At 72.5% G+C, this 23,534-nt stretch carries 19 protein-coding genes, 4 tRNA genes and 1 other RNA gene; 11 read left to right on the top strand and 13 right to left on the bottom strand.

Annotation, left to right across the window (positions count from 1 at the left end; all coding sequences use genetic code 11):
• Positions 1–123 precede the first annotated feature (123 nt).
• The 7 genes from OG841_RS24510 to OG841_RS24480 all read left to right on the top strand — a co-directional run bounded on the left by OG841_RS24510 (position 124) and on the right by OG841_RS24480 (position 4,457).
• A tRNA-Gly gene (locus tag OG841_RS24510) sits at positions 124–195 on the top strand.
• 80 nt (positions 196–275) lie between these two features.
• A tRNA-Gly gene (locus tag OG841_RS24505) sits at positions 276–351 on the top strand.
• A gap of 125 nt (positions 352–476) precedes the next feature.
• Positions 477–1,415 carry an ABC transporter ATP-binding protein gene (locus OG841_RS24500; RefSeq protein ID WP_328639514.1) on the top strand — a complete coding sequence of 313 codons (939 nt, stop codon included), beginning with the start codon at positions 477–479 and terminating at the stop codon, positions 1,413–1,415.
• The gene (locus OG841_RS24495; protein WP_328639515.1) at positions 1,412–2,194 is read left to right on the top strand and encodes an ABC transporter permease; all 783 of its coding nucleotides are present in this window, start codon (positions 1,412–1,414) and stop codon (positions 2,192–2,194) included. Before OG841_RS24500 ends, OG841_RS24495 begins: the two co-directional genes overlap by 4 nt.
• A gap of 14 nt (positions 2,195–2,208) precedes the next feature.
• Positions 2,209–3,423, top strand: a complete 1,215-nt coding sequence (locus OG841_RS24490; RefSeq protein ID WP_328639516.1) for a sensor histidine kinase — start codon at positions 2,209–2,211, stop codon at positions 3,421–3,423.
• 327 nt (positions 3,424–3,750) lie between these two features.
• Positions 3,751–4,359: a response regulator transcription factor gene (locus tag OG841_RS24485; protein WP_328639517.1), complete on the top strand. Its 609-nt coding sequence runs from the start codon at positions 3,751–3,753 to the stop codon at positions 4,357–4,359.
• 22 nt (positions 4,360–4,381) lie between these two features.
• Positions 4,382–4,457: transfer RNA gene (locus OG841_RS24480), tRNA-Gly, on the top strand.
• 38 nt (positions 4,458–4,495) lie between these two features.
• Here OG841_RS24480 and OG841_RS24475 read toward each other — a convergent pair.
• The 6 genes from OG841_RS24475 to ffs all read right to left on the bottom strand — a co-directional run bounded on the left by OG841_RS24475 (position 4,496) and on the right by ffs (position 13,936).
• Complete coding sequence (locus OG841_RS24475) at positions 4,496–5,395, bottom strand: phosphoribosylaminoimidazolesuccinocarboxamide synthase (protein WP_371566867.1); 900 nt, start codon at positions 5,393–5,395, stop codon at positions 4,496–4,498.
• A gap of 118 nt (positions 5,396–5,513) precedes the next feature.
• Positions 5,514–7,022 (bottom strand): N,N-dimethylformamidase beta subunit family domain-containing protein, encoded by a 1,509-nt coding sequence (locus OG841_RS24470; protein WP_328639519.1) that lies wholly within the window; start codon positions 7,020–7,022, stop codon positions 5,514–5,516.
• Positions 7,023–7,188: 166 nt separating this feature from the next.
• Positions 7,189–9,639, bottom strand: coding sequence for a hypothetical protein (locus OG841_RS24465; protein ID WP_371566866.1), 2,451 nt, complete (start codon positions 9,637–9,639; stop codon positions 7,189–7,191).
• Between the two features lie 302 nt (positions 9,640–9,941).
• The gene (gene purD, locus OG841_RS24460) at positions 9,942–11,195 is read right to left on the bottom strand and encodes a phosphoribosylamine--glycine ligase (protein WP_328639521.1); all 1,254 of its coding nucleotides are present in this window, start codon (positions 11,193–11,195) and stop codon (positions 9,942–9,944) included.
• A 125-nt stretch (positions 11,196–11,320) separates the two neighbouring features.
• Complete coding sequence (locus OG841_RS24455) at positions 11,321–13,780, bottom strand: DNA polymerase III subunit gamma and tau (RefSeq protein WP_371566865.1); 2,460 nt, start codon at positions 13,778–13,780, stop codon at positions 11,321–11,323.
• A gap of 57 nt (positions 13,781–13,837) precedes the next feature.
• Positions 13,838–13,936: signal recognition particle sRNA small type (gene ffs, locus OG841_RS24450), an RNA gene on the bottom strand.
• 72 nt (positions 13,937–14,008) lie between these two features.
• On the opposite strand from ffs, the gene OG841_RS24445 reads away from it, so the two are divergent.
• Positions 14,009–14,096, top strand: a tRNA-Ser gene (locus tag OG841_RS24445).
• Between the two features lie 77 nt (positions 14,097–14,173).
• On the opposite strand, the gene OG841_RS24440 is transcribed toward OG841_RS24445, so the two are convergent.
• Together OG841_RS24440 and OG841_RS24435 are read right to left on the bottom strand one after the other, a co-directional pair.
• Positions 14,174–14,335 (bottom strand): hypothetical protein, encoded by a 162-nt coding sequence (locus OG841_RS24440; protein WP_371566864.1) that lies wholly within the window; start codon positions 14,333–14,335, stop codon positions 14,174–14,176.
• A 292-nt stretch (positions 14,336–14,627) separates the two neighbouring features.
• A complete protein-coding gene (locus OG841_RS24435; protein ID WP_371566863.1) occupies positions 14,628–15,407 on the bottom strand; it encodes an SDR family NAD(P)-dependent oxidoreductase in 780 nt (259 codons plus the stop codon).
• Between the two features lie 30 nt (positions 15,408–15,437).
• On the opposite strand from OG841_RS24435, the gene OG841_RS24430 reads away from it, so the two are divergent.
• Positions 15,438–16,280 (top strand): DUF72 domain-containing protein, encoded by an 843-nt coding sequence (locus tag OG841_RS24430; RefSeq protein WP_371566862.1) that lies wholly within the window; start codon positions 15,438–15,440, stop codon positions 16,278–16,280.
• Here OG841_RS24430 and OG841_RS24425 read toward each other — a convergent pair.
• The 5 genes from OG841_RS24425 to OG841_RS24405 form a co-directional block, all read right to left on the bottom strand.
• Positions 16,246–18,015: a copper resistance CopC/CopD family protein gene (locus tag OG841_RS24425; protein WP_371566861.1), complete on the bottom strand. Its 1,770-nt coding sequence runs from the start codon at positions 18,013–18,015 to the stop codon at positions 16,246–16,248. The two genes, OG841_RS24430 and OG841_RS24425, sit on opposite strands and share 35 nt — an antisense overlap.
• 123 nt (positions 18,016–18,138) lie before the next feature.
• Positions 18,139–18,891, bottom strand: a complete 753-nt coding sequence (locus OG841_RS24420; protein WP_371566860.1) for an SDR family NAD(P)-dependent oxidoreductase — start codon at positions 18,889–18,891, stop codon at positions 18,139–18,141.
• Positions 18,888–19,355, bottom strand: a complete 468-nt coding sequence (locus OG841_RS24415; protein ID WP_328639540.1) for a cupin domain-containing protein — start codon at positions 19,353–19,355, stop codon at positions 18,888–18,890. Before OG841_RS24415 ends, OG841_RS24420 begins: the two co-directional genes overlap by 4 nt.
• Entirely contained in the window at positions 19,345–19,956 is a 612-nt protein-coding gene (locus OG841_RS24410; RefSeq protein WP_371566859.1) for a GNAT family N-acetyltransferase, read from the bottom strand. Before OG841_RS24410 ends, OG841_RS24415 begins: the two co-directional genes overlap by 11 nt.
• An 8-nt stretch (positions 19,957–19,964) precedes the next feature.
• On the bottom strand, positions 19,965–22,058 hold the full coding sequence (locus OG841_RS24405; protein WP_371566858.1) for a penicillin acylase family protein: 2,094 nt from the start codon (positions 22,056–22,058) through the stop codon (positions 19,965–19,967).
• A gap of 78 nt (positions 22,059–22,136) precedes the next feature.
• Between OG841_RS24405 and OG841_RS24400 the strand changes: the two genes are divergently transcribed.
• On the top strand, positions 22,137–22,874 hold the full coding sequence (locus tag OG841_RS24400; RefSeq protein WP_328639543.1) for a siderophore-interacting protein: 738 nt from the start codon (positions 22,137–22,139) through the stop codon (positions 22,872–22,874).
• Between the two features lie 33 nt (positions 22,875–22,907).
• Positions 22,908–23,495, top strand: coding sequence for an HhH-GPD-type base excision DNA repair protein (locus tag OG841_RS24395; protein ID WP_328639544.1), 588 nt, complete (start codon positions 22,908–22,910; stop codon positions 23,493–23,495).
• Positions 23,496–23,534 lie beyond the last annotated feature (39 nt).

The following is a 23,534-nucleotide window of genomic DNA, read 5'->3' as shown; positions in this document are numbered from 1 at the left end:
GGCCTGCCGACACCGGGTCACCCGCCCCTCGGACCAACCGACTTGCGTTGCACCCCACCTGGTCAGCTAGAGTCTGGAGCACGCCGAGGGGCGAGGCCGAAAGGCCCAGCTCACGGAGTACACGCGGGTGTAGTTCAGTAGTAGAACATCCCCCTTCCAGGGGGAAGGCGCAGTGTGCAATTCCTGTCACCCGCTCTGCATCACCGTCCGGACCACTCTGGTGGATCGGGTAGGATGATGCTCGCGCCGATCGGTGAGAGCCGGTCGGAGGCAATGCGGACGTAGCTCAGTTGGTAGAGCGCAACCTTGCCAAGGTTGAGGTCGCCAGTTCGAACCTGGTCGTCCGCTCCATGAAGAAGACCCCGGTCATCGCGACCGGGGTCTTTTTCATGTCCGGTGCACCGTCTGACATTTGTCATACGGAGTGGTGACAGCGCGCACTGCTGTGGCATCCGGTCCGCCGGGACGCTGGCTTCATGAACACCGACGAACACGAACACGTGATTGAGGTCACCGGCCTGCGGCGTGTGTACGGGGGCGGGTTCGAGGCCGTGCGCGGGATCAGCTTCGCCGTGGACCGCGGAGAGGTCTTCGCCCTGCTCGGCACCAACGGAGCCGGCAAGACCTCCACCGTCGAACTCCTCGAGGGGCTCGCCCGGCCGACCGACGGACGGATCCGCGTCCTGGGCCATGATCCGTACGCCGAGCGGGCCGCCGTACGCCCGCGTACCGGCGTGATGCTCCAGGAGGGCGGCTTCCCGTCCGAGCTGACCGTCGACGAGACCGCGCGGATGTGGGCGGGCTGCGTCAGCGGGGCCCGGCCGCCGCTGGAGGTACTGGAACTCGTCGGGCTCGCGCGGCGGACCGGTGTACGGGTCAAGCAGTTGTCGGGAGGCGAGCGGCGGCGCCTCGACCTGGCGCTCGCGCTGCTCGGCGACCCCGAGGTGCTGTTCCTCGACGAGCCGACGACCGGCCTCGACGCCGAAGGGCGCCGGGACACCTGGGAGTTGGTGCGGGCACTGCGGGACCGGGGAACGACCGTGCTGCTCACCACGCACTATCTGGAGGAGGCCGAGGATCTCGCCGACCGGCTGGCGATCCTCCACGAGGGGCGGATCGCGGCCACGGGGACACCTGCCGAGGTGACCGCCGCCCAGCCGGCGCGGATCTCGTTCGAGCTGCCGGAGGGGTACTTCGTGGGAGATCTGCCACCGCTCGGGGAGCTGGGCGTGAGCGGGCACGAGATCGACGGCGGCGTCGTACGGCTGCGGACGCGGGAGTTGCAGCGGACGGCCACCGGACTGCTGGTGTGGGCCGACAGGGCCGGGGTCGAACTGCGGCGGCTCGATGTGCGGTCGGCCTCGCTGGAGGAGGCGTTCCTGGGGATCGCGGCGCGCGAGGAGGTCTCGGTATGAGCACGGTCACCACTCCCAGCACTCCCGTAAGCAGGCTGGGCGCCCTCGCCCGCGCCGAGTTCACGCTGCTCGGACGCAGCAAGGCCACGCTCGTCGCGGCCGTGCTGGTGCCGCTCGCGCTGCCGTTCAGCCTGCGGTCCGTCGTGGACGACATGGACGTCGAGGAGGCCGGGCTGAGCGTCGGCCTGGTGCTGCTGCCGGCCGCGGTCGGCTTCGCCCTGTTGTTCGGTGTGTACGGCGCCCTCGTCGGGATCTACACCTCCCGACGCGAGGAACTGGTGCTCAAGCGGCTGCGCACCGGGGAGCTGCGGGACGTCGAGATCCTCTGCGGCACCGCGCTGCCGATCGGCGCGACCGGGCTCACACAGTCCCTGGTGCTGGTGGCCGCGAGCACGGCCCTGCTCGACGTGCCCGCACCGCGCGCGCCCCATCTCGCCGCTCTGGGACTGCTGCTGGGTCTGGTGCTGTGCGTCGCGCTCGCGGCCGTGACGGCGGCCGTGACCCGGACCGTGGAGAGCGCGCAGGTCACCACGCTGCCGTTCGTGATGATCTCGATGGTCCTCTCGGGCGTCGCCGTGCCCCTGGAAATGCTGCCCGACAGGTTCGCGTCGGTGTGCGAGCTGCTGCCGCTGTCCCCCGTGATCACCTTGATCCGCGGCGGCTGGGCGGGCACGCTCTCGGCGCACGATGCCCTGGGCGCCATCGGGACCGCGGTGGCCTGGACGGTGCTGGCCGTGTTTGCTGTACAGCGGTGGTTCCGGTGGGAGCCGAGGCGCTGACGTACGGGGAGAGCATGCGCGAGGCAGGGGGCTGGTGGCGGCGGAAGAGCACGCCGGCGAAGGTGGAGACGTACACGCGCTGGTCGTTCCACTTCTTCGCGCTGATCTACGTCGCCTCGATCGGCCTGCCGGTCTTCGGGCAGGTGACGGGGCAGCTCGCGGTCTGGCTGGTGCTGCTGGTGTGCGCGCATGCCGTGGTGTGTGCGGTGACCGCGTCGCGGGCGCTCGACTGGACGCGGGGGCGGCGCGAGCAGCCGGTGCGGACGCTGTGGGTGCTCGCGGCGGTCACGCTCGTCATCTCCGTCGCGGTGATCGGCATCGCCGAGCGGGGTCCGGACGACGATGGTCTGAACAGGGCGGCGGGCGCGGTCTTCGTGGGCGTGCTGACCTTCGCGGCCGGTATCGGTGCGCTCGGCGTCCGCAGGCGACGGCGGGTGCTCGCGCTGGTGGGCGGCTTCGCCGCGGGCGCCGTCCTCGGTGGCTTTCCCCTGGGTTACGCCGTCCCGGAGTCGCTGGTCACCGGCATGGTGGTGCTGGTCGCCGCCGGGTTCCTCGCCTTCACCTCCGTCTTCTCCGTCTGGCTCCTGAACGCCGTCTACGAACTCGACACGGCCCGAGAGACCCGGGCGCGGCTCGCCGTCGCCGAGGAACGGCTGCGGTTCGGGCGGGACCTGCACGACGTGATGGGGCGGAACCTGGCCGTGATCGCGCTGAAGAGCGAACTGGCCGTGCAGCTGGCGCGTCGGGGACGGGCCGAGGCCATGGACCAGATGACCGAGGTGCAGCGGATCGCGAGTGAGACGCAGCGCGAGGTGCGGGATGTCGTACGGGGATACCGGGAGGCCGATCTCGGGATCGAACTCACGGGAGCGCAAGGGGTGTTGACCGCCGCGGGCATCACCTGCGTGGTCACCGGGGAGCCGAACGGGCTGCCCGCCGAGGTGCAGTCGGCGCTCGGCTGGGTGGTGCGGGAAGCGACCACGAACGTCCTGCGGCACGGGGACGCCAAGCTGTGCGTGGTGGCTCTGCGGAGAGAGGGGGAGCGGGTGGTGCTGACCGTGGAGAACGACGGGGCGTCGCGGTCGCAGGGCCCCGGCGGGTCCGGACTCACGGGACTGCGGGAGCGGCTCGCGGCCGTGACCGGGAGGCTGGAGGCGGGACCGGTCCGCGAGGGCGTGTTCCGGCTGATGGCGGAGGTGCCGCTGGTGACGACGGAGGGGGCCTCGTGACTGGGCGGGTGGTGTCGGAGGGGGTGGGCTCGTGACCGTGCGGGCGGCGTTGGAGGGGCTGGGCTCGTGAGCGTGCGCGTGGCGTTGGAGGGGATGGTCCGTGACCGTACGGGTGATGTGTCGGAGGCGGGGTCGTGACCGGCGCGTGGCGTTGGAGGGGCTGGGCTCGTGAGCGTGCGCGTGGCGTTGTTCGAGGGGATGGTCCGTGACCGTACGGGTGATGTGTCGGAGGCGGGCTCGTGACCGGCGCGTGGCGTTGGAGGAGATGGTCCGTGACCGTACAGGCGGGCTCGTGACCGTGGACGTGGTGTGGGAGGGGATGGGCTCGTGAGCGTGCGGGTGTTGCTCGCTGATGACGAGCATCTGATTCGGGGCGCTCTCGCCGCGCTGCTCTCCCTGGAGGACGACCTCGCGATCGTCGCGGAGGCGGCGACCGGTCCCGAGGCGCTGGCGATGGCCCGGGCGCACGAGCCCGACGTGGCCGTACTCGATCTCCAGATGCCCGGCGCGGACGGTGTGAAGGTCGCCACATCCCTGCGGACCGAACTGCCCTCGTGCAAGGTGCTGATCGTCACCAGTCACGGGCGGCCCGGGCATCTCAAGCGGGCGCTCGAGGCCGGTGTGCGGGGCTTCGTTCCGAAGACCGTGAGCGCGCAGCGGCTCGCGGAGATCATCCGCACGGTGCACGAGGGAAACCGCTACGTCGACCCCGAGTTGGCCGCCGACGCGATCTCCGCCGGGGCCTCTCCCCTGACCGTGCGGGAGGCCGAGGTACTGGAACTCGCCGCCGACGGGGCGCCCGTCGCGGAGATCGCCGAACGGGCCGCGCTGTCGCAGGGGACCGTACGGAACTACCTCTCGTCGGCCGTCTCCAAGCTGGGCGCGGAGAACCGTCACACGGCCGTGCGGCTCGCGCGCGAGCGAGGTTGGGTATAGTGGTTCTCGCGCCACGGCGCATGCGAACGTAGCTCAGTTGGTAGAGCGCAACCTTGCCAAGGTTGAGGTCGCGAGTTCGAACCTCGTCGTTCGCTCCATGGAAAAGCCCCCCGGTTTTCGCCGGGGGGCTTTTCCGTTACGACCAGCTCGTGCCCGTCAGACGCTCGTACGCCTCGATGTACTTGGCGCGGGTGCGGTCCACGACCTCCTGCGGCAGCGGCGGCGGGGGCTGCTCGCTCTTCCTGTCCCAGCCGGACTCCGCCGAGGTCAGCCAGTCGCGCACGAACTGCTTGTCGTACGACGGCTGCGCGTGCCCCGGCTCCCACTGATCGGCCGGCCAGAAGCGGGAGGAGTCCGGGGTGAGGACCTCGTCCCCGACGACGAGGGTCTCCCCGTCGAAGCCGAACTCGAACTTGGTGTCCGCGAGGATGATCCCACGGTCCCGGGCGATGTCCCGGCCGCGCGAGTACACCGCGAGGGTCGCCTGGCGCAGCTGGGCCGCGGTGTCGGCGCCGACCTGGCGGGCGACCTCCTCGTAGGAGACGTTCTCGTCGTGCTCGCCGACGGCGGCCTTGGTGGCCGGGGTGAAGATCGGGGCGGGGAGCTCGCTGCCGTCGACCAGGCCCTCGGGGAGGGCGAGACCGCAGACCGTACGGGACTCGTTGTACTCCAGCAGTCCGGAGCCGGTGAGATAGCCGCGGGCGACGGCTTCCACGGGGATCATCCGGAGCGACTTGCAGACCAGGGTGCGGCCCGCCCAGTCGGCGGGGGCGCCTTCCGGTACGGCTGTGCTCAGGACGTGGTTCGGCAGCAGGTCGGCGATCTGGTCGAACCACCACAGAGACAGCTGGGTGAGGACGCGGCCCTTGTCGGGGATCTCGGTCGGCAGCACCCAGTCGAAGGCGGAGATACGGTCACTGGCGACCATCACGAGGTCGCCCGCCTCGTTCTGGTACAGCTCGCGCACCTTGCCGGTGTGCAGGTGCACCAGGCCCGGAACCTGGAGCGGTTCGGGCTTTTCTACGAATCCGGACACGGTTCCTCCCCGTGAGTATGTCCAACGGGTCGATTGTCCCGTACGGGGCGCTGACCTTGGACGTGGGGTGCGCTGAGGGAGCTGTGGGTGTGCTGCTGGTGTGCTGCTGGGTGAGAACTCAGTCACGCTTGCAGATGCGGTCCAGGAGATTGGCGGTGGCGCGCTGGACGCGGGTGTCGACGTGGCCCGGGCGGTCCAGTGCCGGGGACCAGGCGAAGGTGCCGGCGGCGAAGACCAGGGCGCCGGAGGGGGCGCGGTAGAGGGACGTCTCCTGGTGGCGGAGGGCGCCCTCGCTGTCGGCGTACGGCGAGTGGGCGAGCAGGATGCGGTCGTCGTGCTCCGGCAGCGGGGTGCGCGGGAAGTAGCGGTCGGCCTCGCCCGCGACCAGGCCGGCGAGTTCGTCGCCCTCGTGGGCAGCGGTCGCCTCCCACAGCCAGTGCTCGGCGTTGCGGACGATCAGGGGGTGGGGCTCGGGCACCCTTCCCGCGTACTGGATGCCGACCACCTGCTGTTCGGGGCGGTCGACCTCGCGCCAGAGCGCCGGCTTGCCCGGTCCCCTGCGTTTGCGGCAGGTCAGCAGACGGTCGGGGACACCGGACGGCGAGGGGCCCAACTCGACCTGCCAGTACATGGTGTTGGCGGACAGGAAGACGAGAGAGGTGCCGCTGTCGCGGGCCCGCTCGACCGTGCGGCGCATGGCCGTCGACCAGTACTCGTCGTGGCCGGGGAAGACCAGGCCGCGGTACCGGGTGGGGTCGAGGTGGCCGGCGTGCAGGTCGCGGGCGTCGGCGTAGGCCAGGTCGTAGCCGTAGCGCTCGGCGAAGCGGATGAAGTCGTAGGCGTGGCCGACGTGCATCGGCAGGCCCGCGCCCGCGTACGGCCGGTCGAAGGAGACCATGGTCGCGGCGTCGGCCTCGCCGAGGAGCCGGCCCTGTTCGTCCCAGGCGTGGTAGAGGCTGGCGCCGGTGTGGCCGTCCTCGGGATAGAGGTTGTACGCCTGCCAGGTGACGTCGGGCAGGAGGAGAAGTAAGTCCGCGGGATGGTTGTCGCGGACCGTGAAGGGGATGTGTGAGCGGTAGCCGTCGGCGGTCGTGAGGACGGCGACGTATGCGCCGACGCTCCAGTAGGACGGGATCTGCAGCCGCCAGGACAGCCACCAGTGGTGGCAGGAGACCGTGCGGTCCGCGGTCAGCGGCGCGGGCTGGACGATGCCGGAGAGGCGGGGGCTGGTGGTGATCTTCGCCGCGCCGTCGCCGCCGTAGTGGCCGATGCGGTAGATGTCGACGCTGAACTCCTGCGGCGGGTCGACGGTGATGTGGAAGTCGACGGCCTCCCCCGGGGCGACCGCGCCGGTCGAGGTGAAGCCCTTGATCTGACGGCGGACGTCGTCGGCGGAACGGGGGCCGCCGCCGGGGGCGGTGCGGGGGGAGGGGATGCGCGGGGCGCCCTCCTTCGGGGTGTGGGCGGGGTCCGTCTCGACGTACCACGGGACCACCTGGCCGGTGTCGTCGAAGTACGTCTCGCTGCCGCGCAGCCAGGGGACGGGGCCCTGGCCGAAGGGGTCCGTCACGGCGTGCGCGAGTGCTCCCGACTCCCAGCGGCGGATGTGCTCCGGTCCTGGGCCCATGGTCGCTCCCCTCCCTCGTGCCCCCGTTGTTCGTCCTGCCCGGCGCTTTGTGCTGGCACAGGCCCGTGCCATGTGCGCGATCGGTCTCAGCACATCACATTCCGCACCCAGACTGTCACTATTCGTTGCGAATTGGCCGAAAGTGGAAGCGGGCACTCCGGATCCGTCAGACGAGGCGGACCGGCTTCTCGGGCCGTATCCCCGACTTGACCAGCCATGCGCGCAGAGGGGCCGGGTCGCCGTCCTCCACGAGGCTGAGGACGCGGGGGGTGAGGTCCGCGGCGCGTTCACCGTTGATGAGGAGGGACGGGCCGTCGAGCCAGTCCAGGCCCGGGGCGGCGCCGGCGGTGTCGATCGCGGCGCAGCAGACCATCGCGGTGACGTGGTCGGTGAGGAGTTCTCGGGCGCTGCGGGGCGGCTGGAGCGGGAAGAGGGGGAGGGCGGTGTCGTCCCAGGGGGTGATGTCGGGCGTGCTGCGGGACTGCGGGGCGGCGGCTTCCTCACGGGCGAGCTCGGCGGTGAGCGCCGCGGCGAGGGTCTCGGCTTCGCCGTCTGCGCCTTCGCCTACGGCACCTTCGCCACCCGCGTCACATTCGTCAGGGGCTGCGGGTGGCTCCTGGAGGGCGGCAGCTGTCTCACGGTCGGCTACCGCGGGCTCGTCCTGCGGGACCGGGTTGTGCTGTGCGGCCGCGAGGGCGTCAGCCGAGGGCGCGTCGTGCTGTGCGGCCGCCAGGGCCTCAGCCGAAGGCGCGTCGTGCTGTGCGGCCGCCAGGGCCTCAGCCGAAGGCGGTTCACGGTCCTGGTCCGGCGTCACGGCGCCGTCCGGTGGAGCCGGTACGGGGGTGGCGGGAGTCCGGTCGTGCCGGATCGGTTCAGGGGCGGCGGTCGCGGGTGCGGCGTCCGCCTGAGCCGATTCGTGCTGCGCGCCTCCGGCGGCGTCCGGGGAGGCGGGTCGACCGGTCGTCGCCACGCCGTCGGCCGGCGGAATCGAGGTGAGGTCTGTGGAAGCGGGATCACGCAGAGGTGCTGCGCTCTCGCCGGACGCCGGACCGCCCGCGTCTGCCCGAGCCGGCCCCTGCTCGCGCCCTTGCTCGACGGCGCCGGCGTCCGCCGCCGAAGTCAATCCACCGGCCATCGCCGCGCGGTCCATGGAAGCGGGATCACGCCGAGATGCTGCGGTCTCACTGGACGCCGGACCCTGCTCGACGGCGCCGGGGTCGTCCGTCGAGGTCAGTCCGCCGCCGGCCGTCGTGGTGGGAGCGGGTGACGACGTGGGTGTCGAGGTGGCGGGTCGGTTGGCTGTCGGGGGGTGTGGAGTGGGGCCGGTGTGCCCGGGAGCCGACAGGTGGGCCAGGACTCGGGAGAGGGTGGGGCCGTGGGCTTCCGGCGGGGCGGTTCCCGGCGTGGGGCTCACGCCCTGGGCGTCCAGGACTCGGTGGAGGCGGGCAGCGTCCAGGCGCCACTTTCGGTCCACGACCTCTTCCGGGTACTCCTGCCAGTCCACCGGGGACCAGTCCTGGCCGGTCTCCGCGGGGCCGCCGTGGAAGAGGCGGGCGGCGAGGAGGGAGGTGGCCTCGTCGATCGCGCCGGGCTCTTCGAGCAGGTCACAGGCGGGGCGCTCACCCAGGCGGGAGGCGAAACCCTCGGCCAGGCGGTCGCGGCGGGACAGCTCGGTGAGGGCGGCCACCACGCCCGCGTCCAGGCGGGAGGGCCAGCGGCCCATCCTCCAGGCGGGGAGCGCGACCCGGGTCAGCAGCCGGTCCCAGCCCGCGTACGCCAGGCCCACCTGTTCCTGGGCCACGATCCTGAGGCCGTAGTCCACAGCCTGTGCACGCTCGGCGGCCGCGGCCGCGACCCCGCGCTCCATCTGGGTCGCGTGCTCCCGGCAGCTGCGCAGGAGGAGGCGGGCCACCCAGGCGACACCCGCGCACATCACACGGGTGAGCGGACAGCGGCCCGGGACGGAGCCGACGGCCACAGCCGCGTCCAGACCCCGCACGAAACGGCGGGCCGCCGCTATGTCGGGGTGCGCCGAAGGGCCCGTACCGGCGACGACCGGTGCGAGGACCGCCCGCAGTTCGCCGACGCGCATCCACCACAGGAACGGCGAGCCGATGACCAGCACCGGTGCGGCCGGGACACGGCGGTGGGAGCCGCGGACGCCCGCGATCTCGTCGTCCCGGCCCTCCTGCGGGGGCGGGCCGTGGGCGGGGTGGGTGCGGTCCTCCAGCCAGCTGTCGCAGTCCGGGGTGAGCGCTATCGCGGAGGGGGCCGGGACGTCCAGGCGGTCGGCGAGGTCACGCACCATGCGGTACAGGTCGGGCGCGGACTCCTCGGCGATCGCGACGGTCGGACTGACGGCGGGGCGGGCGCGGGCGATGACCAGAGCCACTGCTCCGGCGGCGAGCAGCACCACGGCCCCGAGAACGGTCATGGCCAGGCGGGCGGTGTCCCAGAACCCGCCCACGAGATGACTGGTGGACCCTCCGGCGAGCAGCACCACGGCCACCGCCGCGGGCAACAGCGCCACGGCCAGCGCACGGCTGCGGATGCGCAGCACGGCGAGGGCACGGGAGCGCGCGGCCTGCGCGGCTACCTCGACACCGATACCGGTCATGACCGGACCTCGCCCCCTCCCTGCCGTCCTGAATGCCCAGCTGTCCTGGCGTTGCTCACTCCCCCACTGTGGCACCCGTCACTGACATCGCAATGCCGGTGGGCCAAGTGCCGGACCGCTTGCGCCGCACCCTAGTTGGGCCCCGGGCCCCCGTCAGCCGTATGGGGCCCCGGTCACTCGATGGAATGGCTTTGGGGAGAGGTGGATGACGTACAGCAAAGATCAGGCCCCGAATCCTTAGACGGATCCGGGGCCGGTCGGGTTGTTCGGCAGCGGGGTTTTCGCCCCGGTTTTCGAGCTTCTCAGGCTCCGGACGCCGCCTTGGCCGCGATGTCCGTCCGGTGCTGGGAACCGTCGAGCCGGATGCGGGCCACCGCCCGGTAGGCGCGCTCGCGGGCCTCGGTGAGGTCCTTGCCGGACGCCGTGACCGACAGGACGCGGCCGCCGGCGCTGACGACGGTGTCGCCGTCCCGCTTGGTGCCTGCGTGCAGGACGTACGCGTGCGGGGCGTCCTCGGCGGCCACCTCGTCGAGGCCGGTGATCGGGTCGCCGGTGCGCGGGGTGGCGGGGTAGTTGTGCGAGGCGACGACCACGGTGACCGCGGCGTCCCCGCTCCAGCGCAGCGGCTCCAGGTCGGCCAGGTTGCTGGTGGCCGCGGCGAGCAGGATGCCGGCCAGCGGGGTCTCGAGGCGGGCCAGGACGACCTGGGTCTCGGGGTCGCCGAAGCGGGCGTTGAACTCGATGACCCGCACGCCTCGCGAAGTGATCGCGAGACCGGCGTAGAGCAGACCGGAGAAGGGGGTGCCGCGGCGGCGCATCTCGTCGACCGTCGGCTGCAGGACCGTCTGCATGACCTCGTCGACCAGCTTGGGGTCGGCCCAGGGCAACGGGGAGTAGGCGCCCATGCCGCCGGTGTTCGGGCCCTCGTCGCCGTCCAGGGCGCGCTTGAAGTCCTGGGCCGGCTGGAGGGGCAGAACGGTGTCGCCGTCGGTGATGGCGAAGAGGGAGACCTCGGGGCCGTCCAGGAACTCCTCGATGACGACCCGGTCGCAGGCGTTGGCATGCGCTGCCGCGGCCTCGATGTCGCTGGTCACGACGACGCCCTTGCCCGCGGCGAGTCCGTCGTCCTTGACGACGTACGGGGCGCCGAAGGCGTCGAGTGCCTCGGCGACCTCCTCGGGGGTCGTGCAGACGTAGGAGCGGGCGGTCGGGACTCCGGCCGCGGCCATGACGTCCTTGGCGAAGGCCTTCGAGCCCTCGAGCTGCGCGGCCTCCCCGGACGGGCCGAAGACGGGGATGCCCACCTCGCGCACGGCGTCGGAGACCCCCGCGACGAGCGGGGCCTCCGGGCCTACGACGACCAGGTCGGCACCGAGTCGCTGTGCGAGCGCGGTCACCGCCGCGCCGTCGAGGGCGTCGACCGGGTGCAGCTCGGCGACCTCGGCGATGCCGGCGTTGCCGGGGGCGCAGTGCAGGGCACTGACGTCGGGGTCGAGGGACAGGGAGCGGCACAGGGCGTGTTCGCGGGCGCCGTTACCGATGACGAGGACCTTCACGGGGTCAGCCTAACGGGGTTTTTGTGGGGGGTTACTAAGGGGTGGAGGGAGGGGAGTCGTAGGTTCCTCCCAGATGAGACCGGATGAGCTCTCGCGCGCGTCCCTCGGGCGTCCCCTTGTTCGTCTTATTCGTTGGTGATCTCCTCCACCACGGTCGCCCCGAGCTCGCGCACGATCAGTTCGCGACCCGAGAGGGCGGCCTCGTTGAGATCGGGGTCGTCGTCCTCGGGGATGTCGTCCTCGATGGAGACCGGCGGGGGTTCCGGCGCGGACCGCTGCGGGGCAGGGGCCGGTGCGGGGGCCGGCGTCGGCGTGGACCGGGCCGCCGGGGCGGGTGTCGGCTGGGGGGAGGAGGGGGCCTGGGGGCCCGGGGCGCCGTAGCCTGCCGTGCTTCCGGTGCCGTAGCCGCCGGTGTTGCCGCCGCCGGTGTTGCCGCCTCCGCCGTAGCCCCCGCCGCCGTTGAAGCCGCCGGATGCCGGGGGCGCCCCTCCACCGCCCGACGGGTCGATGACGGCCTCGATCTTCCACTGGACGCTGAACTGCTCGGCCAGCGCCTGCCGCAGCACCTCTTCGCTGCCGCTGGTCGCGAAGTTGTCGCGGGCACCCGCGTTGACGAAGCCGAGCTGGAGGGTGGTGCCGTCGAAGCCGGCCACGTGGGCGTTCTGGCTGAGCAGGATCCACGTGAAGCGGCGGCGGTTCTTGACGGCTTCCAGGATGTTGGGCCAGAGCTGGCGGGGGTCGGGGCCGCCGGTCGGCGGGGCGTAGGCGCCCGGTCCGGGTGCGGAGGCCGTGGGCGCGGGCTGGGCCGGTGCCGAGGCGGCCGCGGGCCGGTGCGATGCGGGCGCCTGGGGTTGGCCGCCACCGCCCGCCGGGGTCGCGGTGGGCCAGCCACCGGGACGCCGGCCGCCGCCGACGGGGGCGGCGGCGGGCCAGGCTCCGGGGGCGGTAGCGGGAGCCGCCGGGGACGGTGTGGCGGAGGGCTGTTGGTGGGGCGGTTGAGGCTGGTCCGGGTAGGCGGTGGAGGGTTGGCCGGAGGGAGCACCGGGGGGCTGGGCCGTGGGTGAACCGTGCGCCGGGCCGGCGGGCGAGTCAGAGGTCCGGTCTGCGGGCGCGGACGGGTCGGCGGGCGGCGCCGAGTCGGCCGTAGCGCCGGGGAATCCGCCCGTGCCACCCGCTCCGGCCGGGCCGCCGCCACCCGGGACGCCGACCCCCTGCGCTGCGCCGCTGGGCGTGCCCGCGCCCGAGGCCCGGACCGCCGCACGCGCCGCGGCCGGGCCGCCACCGGGCGGGACCGCTGCCGGTGGCGGGACGGGGGCACCCGAGGCACCAGGGACGCCCTGGACTCCCGGGGTGCCCAGGGCCGCCCCTCCATGGGCTTCCGGCCCCGGCACGTACCCCATCGCGGGGGCGCCGCCGGCCGAGAAGTTCACGCCCCGCTCGATGCGGTCGAGGCGGGCCATGACCGAGCGCTCGTCCCCATAGGCCGCGGGGAGCAGCACGCGCGCGCAGATGAGTTCCAGCTGGAGGCGGGGCGAGTTGGCGCCGCGCATCTCGGTCAGGCCTTGGTTGACGAGGTCGGCGGCGCGGCTCAGCTCGGCCGCGCCGAAGGTGCCGGCCTGGGCCTGCATGCGCTCGATGACGTCGGCGGGGGCGTCGATGAGGCCCTTCTCGGCGGCGTCGGGAACGGCGGCGAGGATCACCAGGTCCCGCAGCCGCTCCAGCAGGTCGGTGACGAAACGGCGGGGGTCGTTGCCGCCCTCGATGACGCGGTCGACGACCTCGAAGGCGGCGGCACCGTCACCGGTGGCGAAGGCCTCGACGACGGAGTCGAGAAGGGAGCCGTCGGTGTAGCCGAGGAGGGACGTGGCCATGGCATACGTCACACCCTCCTCCTTGGCCCCGGCGAGCAGCTGGTCCATGACGGACATGGAGTCACGCACGGAGCCCTGGCCTGCCCGCACGACGAGGGGCAGCACGCCGTCCTCGACGGGGATGTTCTCCTTGCCGCACACCTCGCCGAGGTACTCCCGCAGGGTGCCGGGCGGGACGAGCCGGAAGGGGTAGTGATGGGTTCGCGACCGGATCGTCCCGATGACCTTCTCGGGCTCGGTGGTGGCGAAGATGAACTTGAGGTGCTCCGGGGGCTCCTCGACGACCTTCAGCAGCGCGTTGAACCCCGCCGACGTGACCATGTGGGCCTCGTCGATGATGTAGATCTTGTAGCGACTGCTCGCGGGCCCGAAGAAGGCCTTCTCGCGCAGCTCACGGGCGTCGTCCACACCACCGTGGGACGCGGCGTCGATCTCGATGACGTCGATGGAACCGGGGCCGTTGCGTGCGAGGTCCTGGCAGGACTGGCACTCACCGCAGGGGGTGGGGGTGGGCCCCTGTGCGCAGTTCAGGCACCTGGCGAGGATGCGGGCGCTGGTCGTCTTGCCGCATCCGCGCGGACCGCTGAACAGGTACGCGTGATTGACCCGGTTGTTCCGCAGCGCCTGCTGCAGCGGGTCGGTGACATGCTCCTGCCCGATGACCTCGGCGAAGGACTCCGGGCGATAGCGGCGGTACAACGCGAGAGACGACACGCATACGAGGTTATAGGCGCCCACTGACACCCGGGCCCGCGCGTGCGCTCCGCCGGGAACGCAAGCGCCCCCCACGCACCCGCCAGAGCCGACCTACCCTTGCTGCCTTCCGGCCCTGGGGGAGTTCAGTCAGATAGCGCCGCGTGAGGGGCTGCCCAAACAGTACCCGATGGCAGCGGGTGGGAACGAGTTCGCGAGCACTCCTCAACGTCTTGTATTGTTTGCGGCGGAGGATTCGCCTAGAGGCCTAGGGCGCACGCTTGGAAAGCGTGTTGGGGGCAACCCCTCACGAGTTCGAATCTCGTATCCTCCGCCAGTGCCTCACCGGGCACGATGTCGAAGGGCCCCACCGCAAGGTGGGGCCCTTCGTCGTGCGTGGTCTCAGTTTTGGTCTCATTCGGCTCCGGAGGAGCCCCACAGCTTCTCGCCGACCTGGTCCGCGACCTTGCGGAGCATCGGCCCGGTCACGTGCATGGAGCGAGCCCGCATCCGCGCGGCGCCGCCCGGCTCCCAGCCCATGACTGCGTCCACGATCACATCGGGGACACCGAGCAAGAGGAGGACTGTGCCCGCCGTGTGCCGAGCATCTGGCAGACGACCGTCACGTACGCCCGCGCCCCGGTGTTCGGGCTCAGCGGTCCGCCAGTCGGCGAGGCGAACACGTAGCCCATGCCCTCCCCATCGGCACCGGCGTCGGCGCACTCGACGAGCCCGTACCGCTCGTGGCGGTCTCCTTCAACGGGATCAGCTGTTCCGGGCTCCAGGCGGTCTACGGCCCCGAGGAACTGCTCGGCGCCTGGCGCAGGCGTGAACTGGGACCGGCGAGGTGATCCGGGACGCTGGGAGATCAGTGCACCGACAACCCCCCGTCCACAAAGATCGACTGCCCCGTGACATAGCCCGACGCCCCGCTCGCCAGGAAGACCGCGGCGCCCGCGAAGTCCTCGGGGAGGCCGTTGCGGCCGGTCATGGTGCGGGCGGCCAGGGACGTGACCTTCTCCGGGTCGGTGGCGAGACGGGCGTTGAGGGGGGTCAGCACGAAGCCGGGGACGAGGGTGTTGCAGGTGACGCCGTGCGGGGACCAGGCCTCGGCCTGGGAGCGGGCCAGGGACTCCAGGCCGCCCTTGGAGACGCCGTAGGCGCCGCTCTGGACGAAGGCGCGGTGGGCCTGCTGGGAGGTGATGTGGATGATCCGGCCGAAGCCGCGCTCGGCCATGCCGGGGCCGAAGCGCTGGCCCAGGAGGTAGGGGGCCTCCAGGTTGACCGCCAGGGTGGTGTCCCACACGTCGTCGGTGAGCTCGGTCATCGGCGGACGCAGGTTGATCCCGGCGGAGTTGACCAGGATGTCCGGCTCACCGAACACACCGGCGGCCGCTTCCGCCGCCGTACGCACACCCTCCCTCGTGCTCACGTCGCCGCTCACCCAGCCCGCTCGGCAGCCACTGGACGTCAACTCGCCGACCGTCGCAGTCAGTTCCGGCTCGCTGCGGGCCACGATCACCACGCTCGCCCCGGCCCGCGCCAGCGCCCCCGCGATCGCCCTGCCGATGCCCGAACTCCCGCCGGTCACCAGCGCCACACGGCCGTCCAGCGAGAACAGTTCCGACAGATACGCCTGGGAAGTCATGGCCGAACCCTAAATCGGTACCCACTCCCCATGACCAGCATCCTCGTCGGCACCTGCTCCTGGACCGATCCCGCGCTCGTCCGCAGCGGTTGGTACCCGCCCGGCCGGCGGGACGCCGAGGGGCGGTTGCGGTACTACGCCGAGCGGTTCCCGGTGGTGGAGGTGGACGGCACGTTCTACGCCCTGCCCAGCGAGCGCAACAGCCGTCTGTGGGTGGAGCGCACGCCTGCGGGGTTCGTGTTCGACGTGAAGGCGTACGCACCGCTCACGGGACATCCGGTGAAGCAGGCCGCCCTCGCGGACGCGGCTCCTGACGAGGTGTGGGCGCGGTTCGCCGCCGGGATCGAGCCGTTGCGAGAGGCCGGGCGGCTCGGTGGGGTGCTGTTCCAGTTCCCGCCGTGGTTTCGGCCGGGGGCGCGGGCGGAGCGGTTCCTGGAGGAGACCGCGGCGCGGACCGCCGGATGGCCCGTCCATGTGGAGTTCCGGCATCCGGCCTGGTGGGGGGAGCGGCAGCGGGACCTCACCCGTGCGCTGCTGAGCATGTACGGCTTCGCCGCCGTGGCCGTGGACATGAGCCAGGACCTGCCCACCTCCCTGCCGCCGGTCACCCCCGTCACCGCACCCCGGCTGTCCGTCGTGCGCTTCCACGGACGCAGCGCCTCCTGGGGGCGCGGCAGCAAGGAGGAGCGTTTCCGGTACGACTACGGGCGCGCCGAACTCGCGGAGTGGTTACCGCGGTTGCACGCCCTGGCCGAGCAGGTGGACGAGCTCCACGTCCTGTTCAACAACTGCTGCGGAGCCGCCGCCGTACAGGCCGCCGAGACCATGGCCGGCCTGCTCAGCCCACGATCCGCACCGTCTTCGTCACGCTGACCTGGTCGACGTCGGAGACCCTGATCGTCGTCTTCATCCGCCATTCGCCCGCGAGGGGCAGGGTGAGGTCGTTCGTGCCCCAGTAGCCGCCCTTGTCCTTCAGTTCGGCGTCGATCGGGCCGATCTCCTTGGCCGGGAGGGTGAAGGACAGCCGGAGTTCGGGGACCGCGGCGAGGCCTCCGTCGGCCGCGTAGACGATGGCCTGGACCGAGTTGTCGCCGGTGCGGCCCGGGTCGAGGGTGATCTGCACCCGGCCCGTGGCGCCGCCCACGGCGAAGGGGACGTCGGTCAGGGACGCGGCGGGCAGTCCGCCGGTGGCCGGGCCCGCCTCGGCCGCCTCGGCCTGCGCCCGGCCGGGCAGCGTGCCGCTCAGCACGGTGCTGAGCACCAGGACGACGACACCGACGGCCACTTCGGCGAGGACGGAACGGCGCAGGCCACGCCGGTACGCCGGGGAGTCTCCCCCGGGGGCGGCGGGCTCCCGCTCCGCGTCGGAGGCGGCCGGAGGTCCCCCCACCGGCTCCGGCACCCGCTCCCGTACGACGGACTCCGACTCGACCTGCGCCCCGGCCGTCACGAGCCGTCCCGTCCACTGCCGCGACAGCCGCGCCGCCCCCAGCAGCCCCGTCACCGCGAGCAGCTTGAAGACGAGCAGATGGCCGTACGTGGTGCCGGTGACCGCGTCCCAGGAGCCGAGGCCGCGCCAGGACTGGTAGACGCCGGTGGCGACGAGGACGGTCACGGAGGCGAAGGCCAGCCGCGAGAAACGGGCGACCACGGCGGCCGGGATCTGCGACGACGCCCGGTACAGCGTGGTGAGCAGGGCCGCGAGGCCGCCCAGCCAGACCGCCATCGCGAGGACGTGCAGCACCGCGGACGTCATCGCCACCGGCACCTGGATTCCGGCGGACGCGTGCTCGGCGGAGGCCCAGGTCAGCGCGAGACCCACGGCGAGCGCGCCGCCCGCCGCCTGCCAGGCGCGGGGCAGCCTCGACTCCCCGAGCCGCAGCAGTCGTACGACGAAGAAGTACCCGACGAGCAGCAGCGCCAGGCGGACCAGGAGCGCCTCGCCCGGGCGGGTGGTCAGGGTGCGTTCGAAGGCCTTCAGCGAGAAGGCGGAGGCCGGGCCCGCCCCCGACTCGTACGGTGCCCGCAGCACCAGCAGGAACACGGTGGAGCCGAGCAGGGTGCCCCAGCCCGCCCACAGGAGCCGGCGCAGACGGGAGGGCTCCGGCGGGCGGCAGGCGAGGAGGAAGACGGCCGTGCCGATGAGCAGGGCGACGGCGAGGTAGGCCAGGTAGCGGCCCATGTTGAAGAGGCTCTCGGTGGCCGGGTCCTCGGTCGGGCCGGTGTCCATGATCACGGTGGCCGGGGAGGGTTTGCCGACCGAGAAGGTGAAGGCGCCGGAAACCGGGTGGCTGTCGGCCGAGACGACCCGCCAAGCCACCGTGTAGGTGCCCTGGGCGAGTTTGGCGGGCAGCGAGACACGGGCCGTGTCCGAGCCGGCCGCCCCGTGTCCGGCGTCCGTGACCTTCAGGCGCTTGCCGTCGGGGTCGAGCACCCGGAAGGAGTCGTCGAGCAGGCCGACGGACTCGGTGAAGGTCAGGGTGATGTCCCGGGGGGCGGACTTGAGGACGCTTCCGTCCTCGGGATCGGTGGCCCGTAGGGCCGCGTGGGCCGACGCCGCTCCCGCACCGCCGAAGAGGAGCAGGACCAGCACGGTGCCCAGCAGCACCAGCCCTTGAAGTCCTCGCCCTCGCCGGCCTGTGCTGCTGCCTGCACGCTCACACCTCACGTCACTACTCCGTACCTGGGCTCGCGGTCTTCCCGATAGGTACGCACGCGAACCCCCGAGCGCTCACCACGTCGGCCGGGCGGACATCCCGCCGTCCACCACCAGGTCGTGCCCGGTGACCCAGGACGCGAGCGGTGAGGCCAGGAACACACACGCGTCGGCCACGTCCTCGGGCCGCCCGAGCCGCCCGAGCGGCGCCTTCCGCACCCACCGCTCCACCCCCTCCGGCCAGGCCTCCGCCAGCCCCGCCCGGTCGATCAGCCCGGGCGAGACGGTGTTCACGCGGATGCCGTGCGGTCCGTACTCCAGGGCCGCCGACCTCGCGTGCGTCACGATCGCGGCCTTGGAGGCGGAGTAGTGGGCGTGCTCGGGCGCGGGGTGACGCGCCTCGATGGACGCGATGTGGGTCACGCAGCCGCCCGGCCCCATGACCTCGGCCGCCGCCTGGGTGCACGCGAAGACTCCGGTCAGGTTGGTCTCCACGACCGCGCGCCAGTCCGCCGCCGTCATCCCGGGCAGCGGCTGAGTGGGCTGCACGCCGGCGTTGTTGACCAGCGCGGTCAGTCCGCCACCCCACACGGCGGCCTCCCGGACCATCCGCCGGCACGCGTCCTCGTCCCGCAGATCCGCTTCCAGTACGACGGCCCGGGCGCCCGAGTCCTCGATCCGGGACGCCACGTCACGGGCCGCCTCCACCGCCGTACGGCAATGGACCGCGACCGCCGCGCCCTCCTCGGCGAACCGCAGCGCGATCCCCCGTCCGATGCCGCCGCTCGCGCCCGTGACCAGGGCGACCTGCCCTTCGAGGAGTCTCATGGGCGGGACAGTCCCGCGATGCGCGCGGCCTGGGACGGATAACGCGCCGTCAGTTCGGCCGCGTTCCCGTGCTCGTAGTCCTCGTAGGTGAAGCCGGGCGCCATGGTGCAGCCGAAGAAGGTCCACGTGCCGCGGGTCCTGGCCCCCATCCAGGTGCCCGCGGGGACGGTCAGCTGGGGGTGCTGGCCGGCGCGTATGTCCGGGCCCAGGACGGGCGTGGCCGTCGTGCCGTCCGGGGCGAGGAGCAGGAGGTCCAGCGGGTCGCCGAGGTAGTGGTGCCAGATCTCGTCGCTGGGCAGGCGGTGCAGGGCGGAGTAGTCGTCGGCGGTGAGGAGGGCGACGATCGCCGTGCCGTGCGGTCTGCCGTCGCCACGCTCCTCGCCCGCCCAGGTCTGCCGGAACAGCCCGCCCTCGCGGGGAATCGGTATCAGGCCGTAGTGGGCGACGAGGTCGTCAGGCGTCACCCGGGAAGGCTACCTCCCTTGTCAGGAACGCCAGTTGAGCGTGCTTCTCGGGCAGGTACACGTCCGGGAGGTCGATCTCCGGCAGCACGACCGCGGCTCCGGCCACGAAACCCTGCTTCAGGAAACGGGCGATGGCCTTCTCGTTGCGCACGTCCGGGTCGACCACGACCCGTCGTCTGTCCAGGACCAGCAGCACGTACGAGGCCACGGCGGACAGCAGCGCCGACGACCAGCCGGTGTGCGTGCCGTGCGGGCCGGGGGGCGGGAGGAGCAGGTGGATGCCGATGTCACCGGGTTCCACGGGGTAGCACTCGCTGACCCGGTCGGCCTCCGGTTCGTAGGTCTGCAGGAGTCCGGCCGGTTCGCCGTCCTTCTCCAGCAGACAGGCGTGGTGGGTGTCGAGGGTGTCCAAGTGGGCGTAGATCCCGGCCACCTGCTCCTTCGTGAGGCCGTTCATGCCCCAGAACGCGGCCCGTTCCTCGCGCACCCAGGCGTGGACGGTCGCGGCGTCGGCGTGCGGGTCGAGACGCAGGACGCGGACGGTGCCGAAACCGTCCACCGTCTGGGTGTGGACCGCTTCACGGGTGGGGGTGTCGGACATCGGTTTCCTCAGTCTTCCTTCTTCAGCTGCTGCCAGTCGGTGCCGACGGGGACGAGATCTCCCCTGAGCCACAAGGGCAGTTGGTCGCGGTGGTGGGGTGAGCCGGGCACCCCGGAGGCGCCCAGCGGGACCACCCAGAGACTGTCCTCGCGGCGGGCCAGGTCCCAGACGTAACGGGCGGCCGGGCCACGGGCGGCGAGGTCGGTGAGTCCGGGGACCGCGGAGGTGCACAGGACGCAGTCGTGGTCGCCGGAGAGGGCGGCGGCCTGCCACTCGTCGTCGGGGAGCGCCCGCCAGGGGGCGAGGCGATGGGTGTCGCCCCAGGTGCCCCGCGGCGGCTCGGCGGCCACTTCCTCCACGGCGGCCCGCACGATCCCGGCGCGGTCGATGCCGTACAAGTCCTCGGCGCGCAGGAGGTGTTCGAGCGCGAAGGCGATACGGGGGACGAGGCCGAGCCAGGGGAGCAGGACGTCCGGGTAGGCGGGCGGGGCGGTCAGGGCCGCGAACGCGGGGTGGGCGGCGAGCCGTCGGACGACCGCGCTGCGGACGGCGGCGTAGAGGGCGGCCTCCCGGCTGCTCGCGGCCATGCGGCGATCCCAGCGAAGGATCGTTTCCCTCGCGGTCACGGCCTCGGGGCTCAGTCCGTCCAGGGCCTCGAGGTGATCCAACAGGGGCTGCGCCGAGGCGAGATGGGTGTCCATGTGGATCCGGGGCATGTCGGCGGACGACCACCGCTCCTTCTCCTGCAGCAGGGCGGTGATGCGGTCGGCCCGGTGGGGCGGGGCGAACTCGACGCCGAGCGGGGCGGCGGGGCCGCGCTGGTTGGCCATCACGGCGATGCCGTCGGTGAGAGCGGCGCGGGGAGAGTCGTGCCGGCCCTGCCAGTCGTGGCCGGGCTCCCAGGCGGGGACGGGGTGCAGCCGGTTGGCCTCCGCGCGCACGGGGACCCTTCCGGCGACCCGGTGCAGCAGCCCGCCCTCGGTGTCGGCGGCCTGGACGACGTTGACGGGCTCGGCCCACAGGTCGAACGCCCGGTCCACGTCGGCGGTACGGCGGGCCCGGAGGAGAGGGAGCAGGGCGCTGAAACCGAGGTCCTCGGTGACCCGGGGCGGGTAGCGGAGGGAGAGGGCCACGGGCACACCCGGGAAACCCGGCCGCTCCTGCTCCGGCGCTCCCCCGTCCAGCCCTTCCGGACCGCCCGCGATCACCGGCCCCCGCCCGGTCTCGATCACCTCGATCTCGACCGGCCCCTCGCCCGCCACCTCGACCGTCTCGGTGTGGCGGGTGGCACGGTGCCAGACGCCGTCCGAGCCGAGGGCCTCCACCCCGGCCCCCGTGCGGCGCAGTCGCTCCCGGTACAGGTCCTGGTAGTCGGCCATGGCGTTGGTGATGGACCAGGCGACCGTGCCGGTGTGGCCGAAGTGGGCGATGCCGGGGACGCCGGGGACGGCGAGGCCGAGGACGTCGAACTCGGGGCAGGAGAGCCGGATCTGCTGGTAGACGCCGGGTTCCTCGATGTAGCGGTGCGGGTCGCCGGCGAGGACGGCCTGGCCGGTGGTGGTGCGGGCGCCGGCGACCAGCCAGCCGTTGCTGCCGGAGGTGCCCGGGCCGTCGGCGGCGAACAGGCCGACCGCGTCCGGGCCCAGGTGCCGTAGCGCCTCGTCCCGCCAGAGCTTGGCCGGGAAGCCGGCGAACAGGATGTGGGTGGCGAGCCAGACGCCGAGCGGGGTCCAGGGCTCCCAGCGCCCGGGGGTGAGGCCGACGCGGGCGAACTCCGGGGCCCGCGTGCCCGGCAGCTCCTCGTTCACGCCGTCGACGTACGCCCGCACCCAGTCGGCCGTCTCCGGGTCCCGTCTCTCCAGCGCTCGGAAGCAGCGTCTCGCCGTGTCGTCCAGGCGGGCCCGTCGCGCGAGGGTGTCCCAGGACAGGGCCCCGGCGCCGAGGAAGGCGGCCGAGGTGCCCTGGGCGCGATGCCGTTCGACCTCCAGCTGCCAGGCACGGTCGCGGGCGGTGACCCGGCCCTGGGCGCGGGCGAGTTCACGCGCGCTGCCCGCGCGGAGATGGGGAATCCCCCAGGCGTCGCGGTAGATCTCGATGCTCACCCTCGGACCCGCTTCCCTTTAAGTTAGGCTTACCTAAGTTTGCTCGGTGAGGGAATCGTACGCGAGGGGTGAAAGGTCATGGGGCAGGGGCACGGCTGGGAGGGAGCGGTCCTGCGACTGCTGCGCGCGAAGGACTTCGTGTTCACCGTGACGGGCGCCGAGGACGTCACCGGGACGTACCGGCGGGTGCACCTCACCGACGGCGGGATGCTGGCGGTCACCGGCGTCCACCCGACGATGTGGGTGCGCCTGTGGTTCTCCAGCGCGGGCAAACCGCACCAGCGCGCGTACACCCTGGTCGACCCGGACCCCGCGGCAGGCACCCTCACCCTGGAGTTCGCGCTGCACGACGGCGTGGCCAGCGACTGGGCCCGGACGGCGAAGCCCGGCGACACCGTCGAGGCCACCGTCCACGGAACCGGCTTCGAGCGCCCCGACCCCGAGCCCACCCATGTCTTCGCCATCGGCGACCCGGCCTCCCTGCCCGCCCTCAACTCCCTCCTCGGCGCCCTGGACTCCTCCCCCGCGACCGTCTGGTTCGAGGGCGGCGACGAGGACCTCCCCTTCCGCACCGACCCGTCCCGCCACGAGGTCCGCCGGGTCCTCCGCCTCGACTCCGGCGCGCATCTGGTCACCCAGGTGAAGGCGGACCTGCCCGGTCTGCTGAACAGCCACCCGGACGCGTATGTGTGGATCGCCTGCGACACGGCGACGACCAGGGCGCTGTCGTCGTACGTCCGCAAGGACCTCGGCGTTCCCAAGGAGCGGGTGAACGCGCTCGGCTACTGGAGGGAACAGTCCGCCGGCTCCCGGTAGAGGCGAGCCGTCGGCGCAGGCATGATCGGGGACATGGACGTCACCCTTCACCTCGCCCAGGACCCCGAGGCCGACGCACTCCTCGGCCGCTCCCCGCTCGCCGCGCTGGTCGGGATGCTGCTGGACCAGCAGGTACCGATGGAGTGGGCGTTCAAGGGCCCCCGCACCATCGCGGACCGCCTCGGCGCGAACGACCTCGACGCGCACGAGATCGCCGCCCAGGACCCGGAGGCCTTCGCCGCGCTGCTCTCCGAGAAGCCGGCCGTGCACCGCTATCCCGGCTCGATGGCCAAGCGGATCCAGCAGTTGTGCCAGTACCTGGTCGAGCACTACGACGGTCAGGCCGAGCTGGTGTGGAAGGGCGTGGCCGACGGCCGCGAACTGCTGCGCCGGCTGGAGGAGCTGCCGGGGTTCGGGAAGCAGAAGGCGCAGATCTTCCTGGCGTTGCTGGGCAAGCAGCTCGGCGTTGAGCCGAAGGGCTGGCGCGAGGCCGCGGGCGCGTACGGCGAGCCGAAGTCCTTCCGGTCCGTCGCCGACATCACCGGCCCCGAGTCGCTGACCAAGGTCCGGGCGCACAAGCAGGAGATGAAGGCGGCGGCGAAGGCGGCCAAGAAGTCCTAGTCAGCCGGGTGGCCCGCCCCGGTGGCCGTGCGGTGTCCG

The organism is Streptomyces canus (assembly GCF_041435015.1).
Lineage (GTDB): Bacteria > Actinomycetota > Actinomycetes > Streptomycetales > Streptomycetaceae > Streptomyces > Streptomyces canus_G.
The sequence above is the reverse complement of the archived record's forward strand: the minus strand, read 5'-3'. Positions and strand labels throughout refer to the sequence as shown.

Bases quoted from the DNA above. Each gene is read 5' to 3' on its own strand.
- OG841_RS24500 (WP_328639514.1), top strand. From the start codon at position 477: ATGAACACCGACGAACACGAACACGTGATTGAGGTCACCGGCCTGCGG.
- OG841_RS24495 (WP_328639515.1), top strand. From the start codon at position 1,412: ATGAGCACGGTCACCACTCCCAGCACTCCCGTAAGCAGGCTGGGCGCC.
- OG841_RS24490 (WP_328639516.1), top strand. From the start codon at position 2,209: ATGCGCGAGGCAGGGGGCTGGTGGCGGCGGAAGAGCACGCCGGCGAAG.
- OG841_RS24470 (WP_328639519.1), bottom strand. From the start codon at position 7,022: ATGGGCCCAGGACCGGAGCACATCCGCCGCTGGGAGTCGGGAGCACTC.
- OG841_RS24465 (WP_371566866.1), bottom strand. From the start codon at position 9,639: ATGACCGGTATCGGTGTCGAGGTAGCCGCGCAGGCCGCGCGCTCCCGT.
- OG841_RS24435 (WP_371566863.1), bottom strand. From the start codon at position 15,407: ATGACTTCCCAGGCGTATCTGTCGGAACTGTTCTCGCTGGACGGCCGT.
- OG841_RS24430 (WP_371566862.1), top strand. From the start codon at position 15,438: ATGACCAGCATCCTCGTCGGCACCTGCTCCTGGACCGATCCCGCGCTC.
- OG841_RS24420 (WP_371566860.1), bottom strand. From the start codon at position 18,891: ATGAGACTCCTCGAAGGGCAGGTCGCCCTGGTCACGGGCGCGAGCGGC.
- OG841_RS24410 (WP_371566859.1), bottom strand. From the start codon at position 19,956: ATGTCCGACACCCCCACCCGTGAAGCGGTCCACACCCAGACGGTGGAC.
- OG841_RS24400 (WP_328639543.1), top strand. From the start codon at position 22,137: ATGGGGCAGGGGCACGGCTGGGAGGGAGCGGTCCTGCGACTGCTGCGC.
- OG841_RS24395 (WP_328639544.1), top strand. From the start codon at position 22,908: ATGGACGTCACCCTTCACCTCGCCCAGGACCCCGAGGCCGACGCACTC.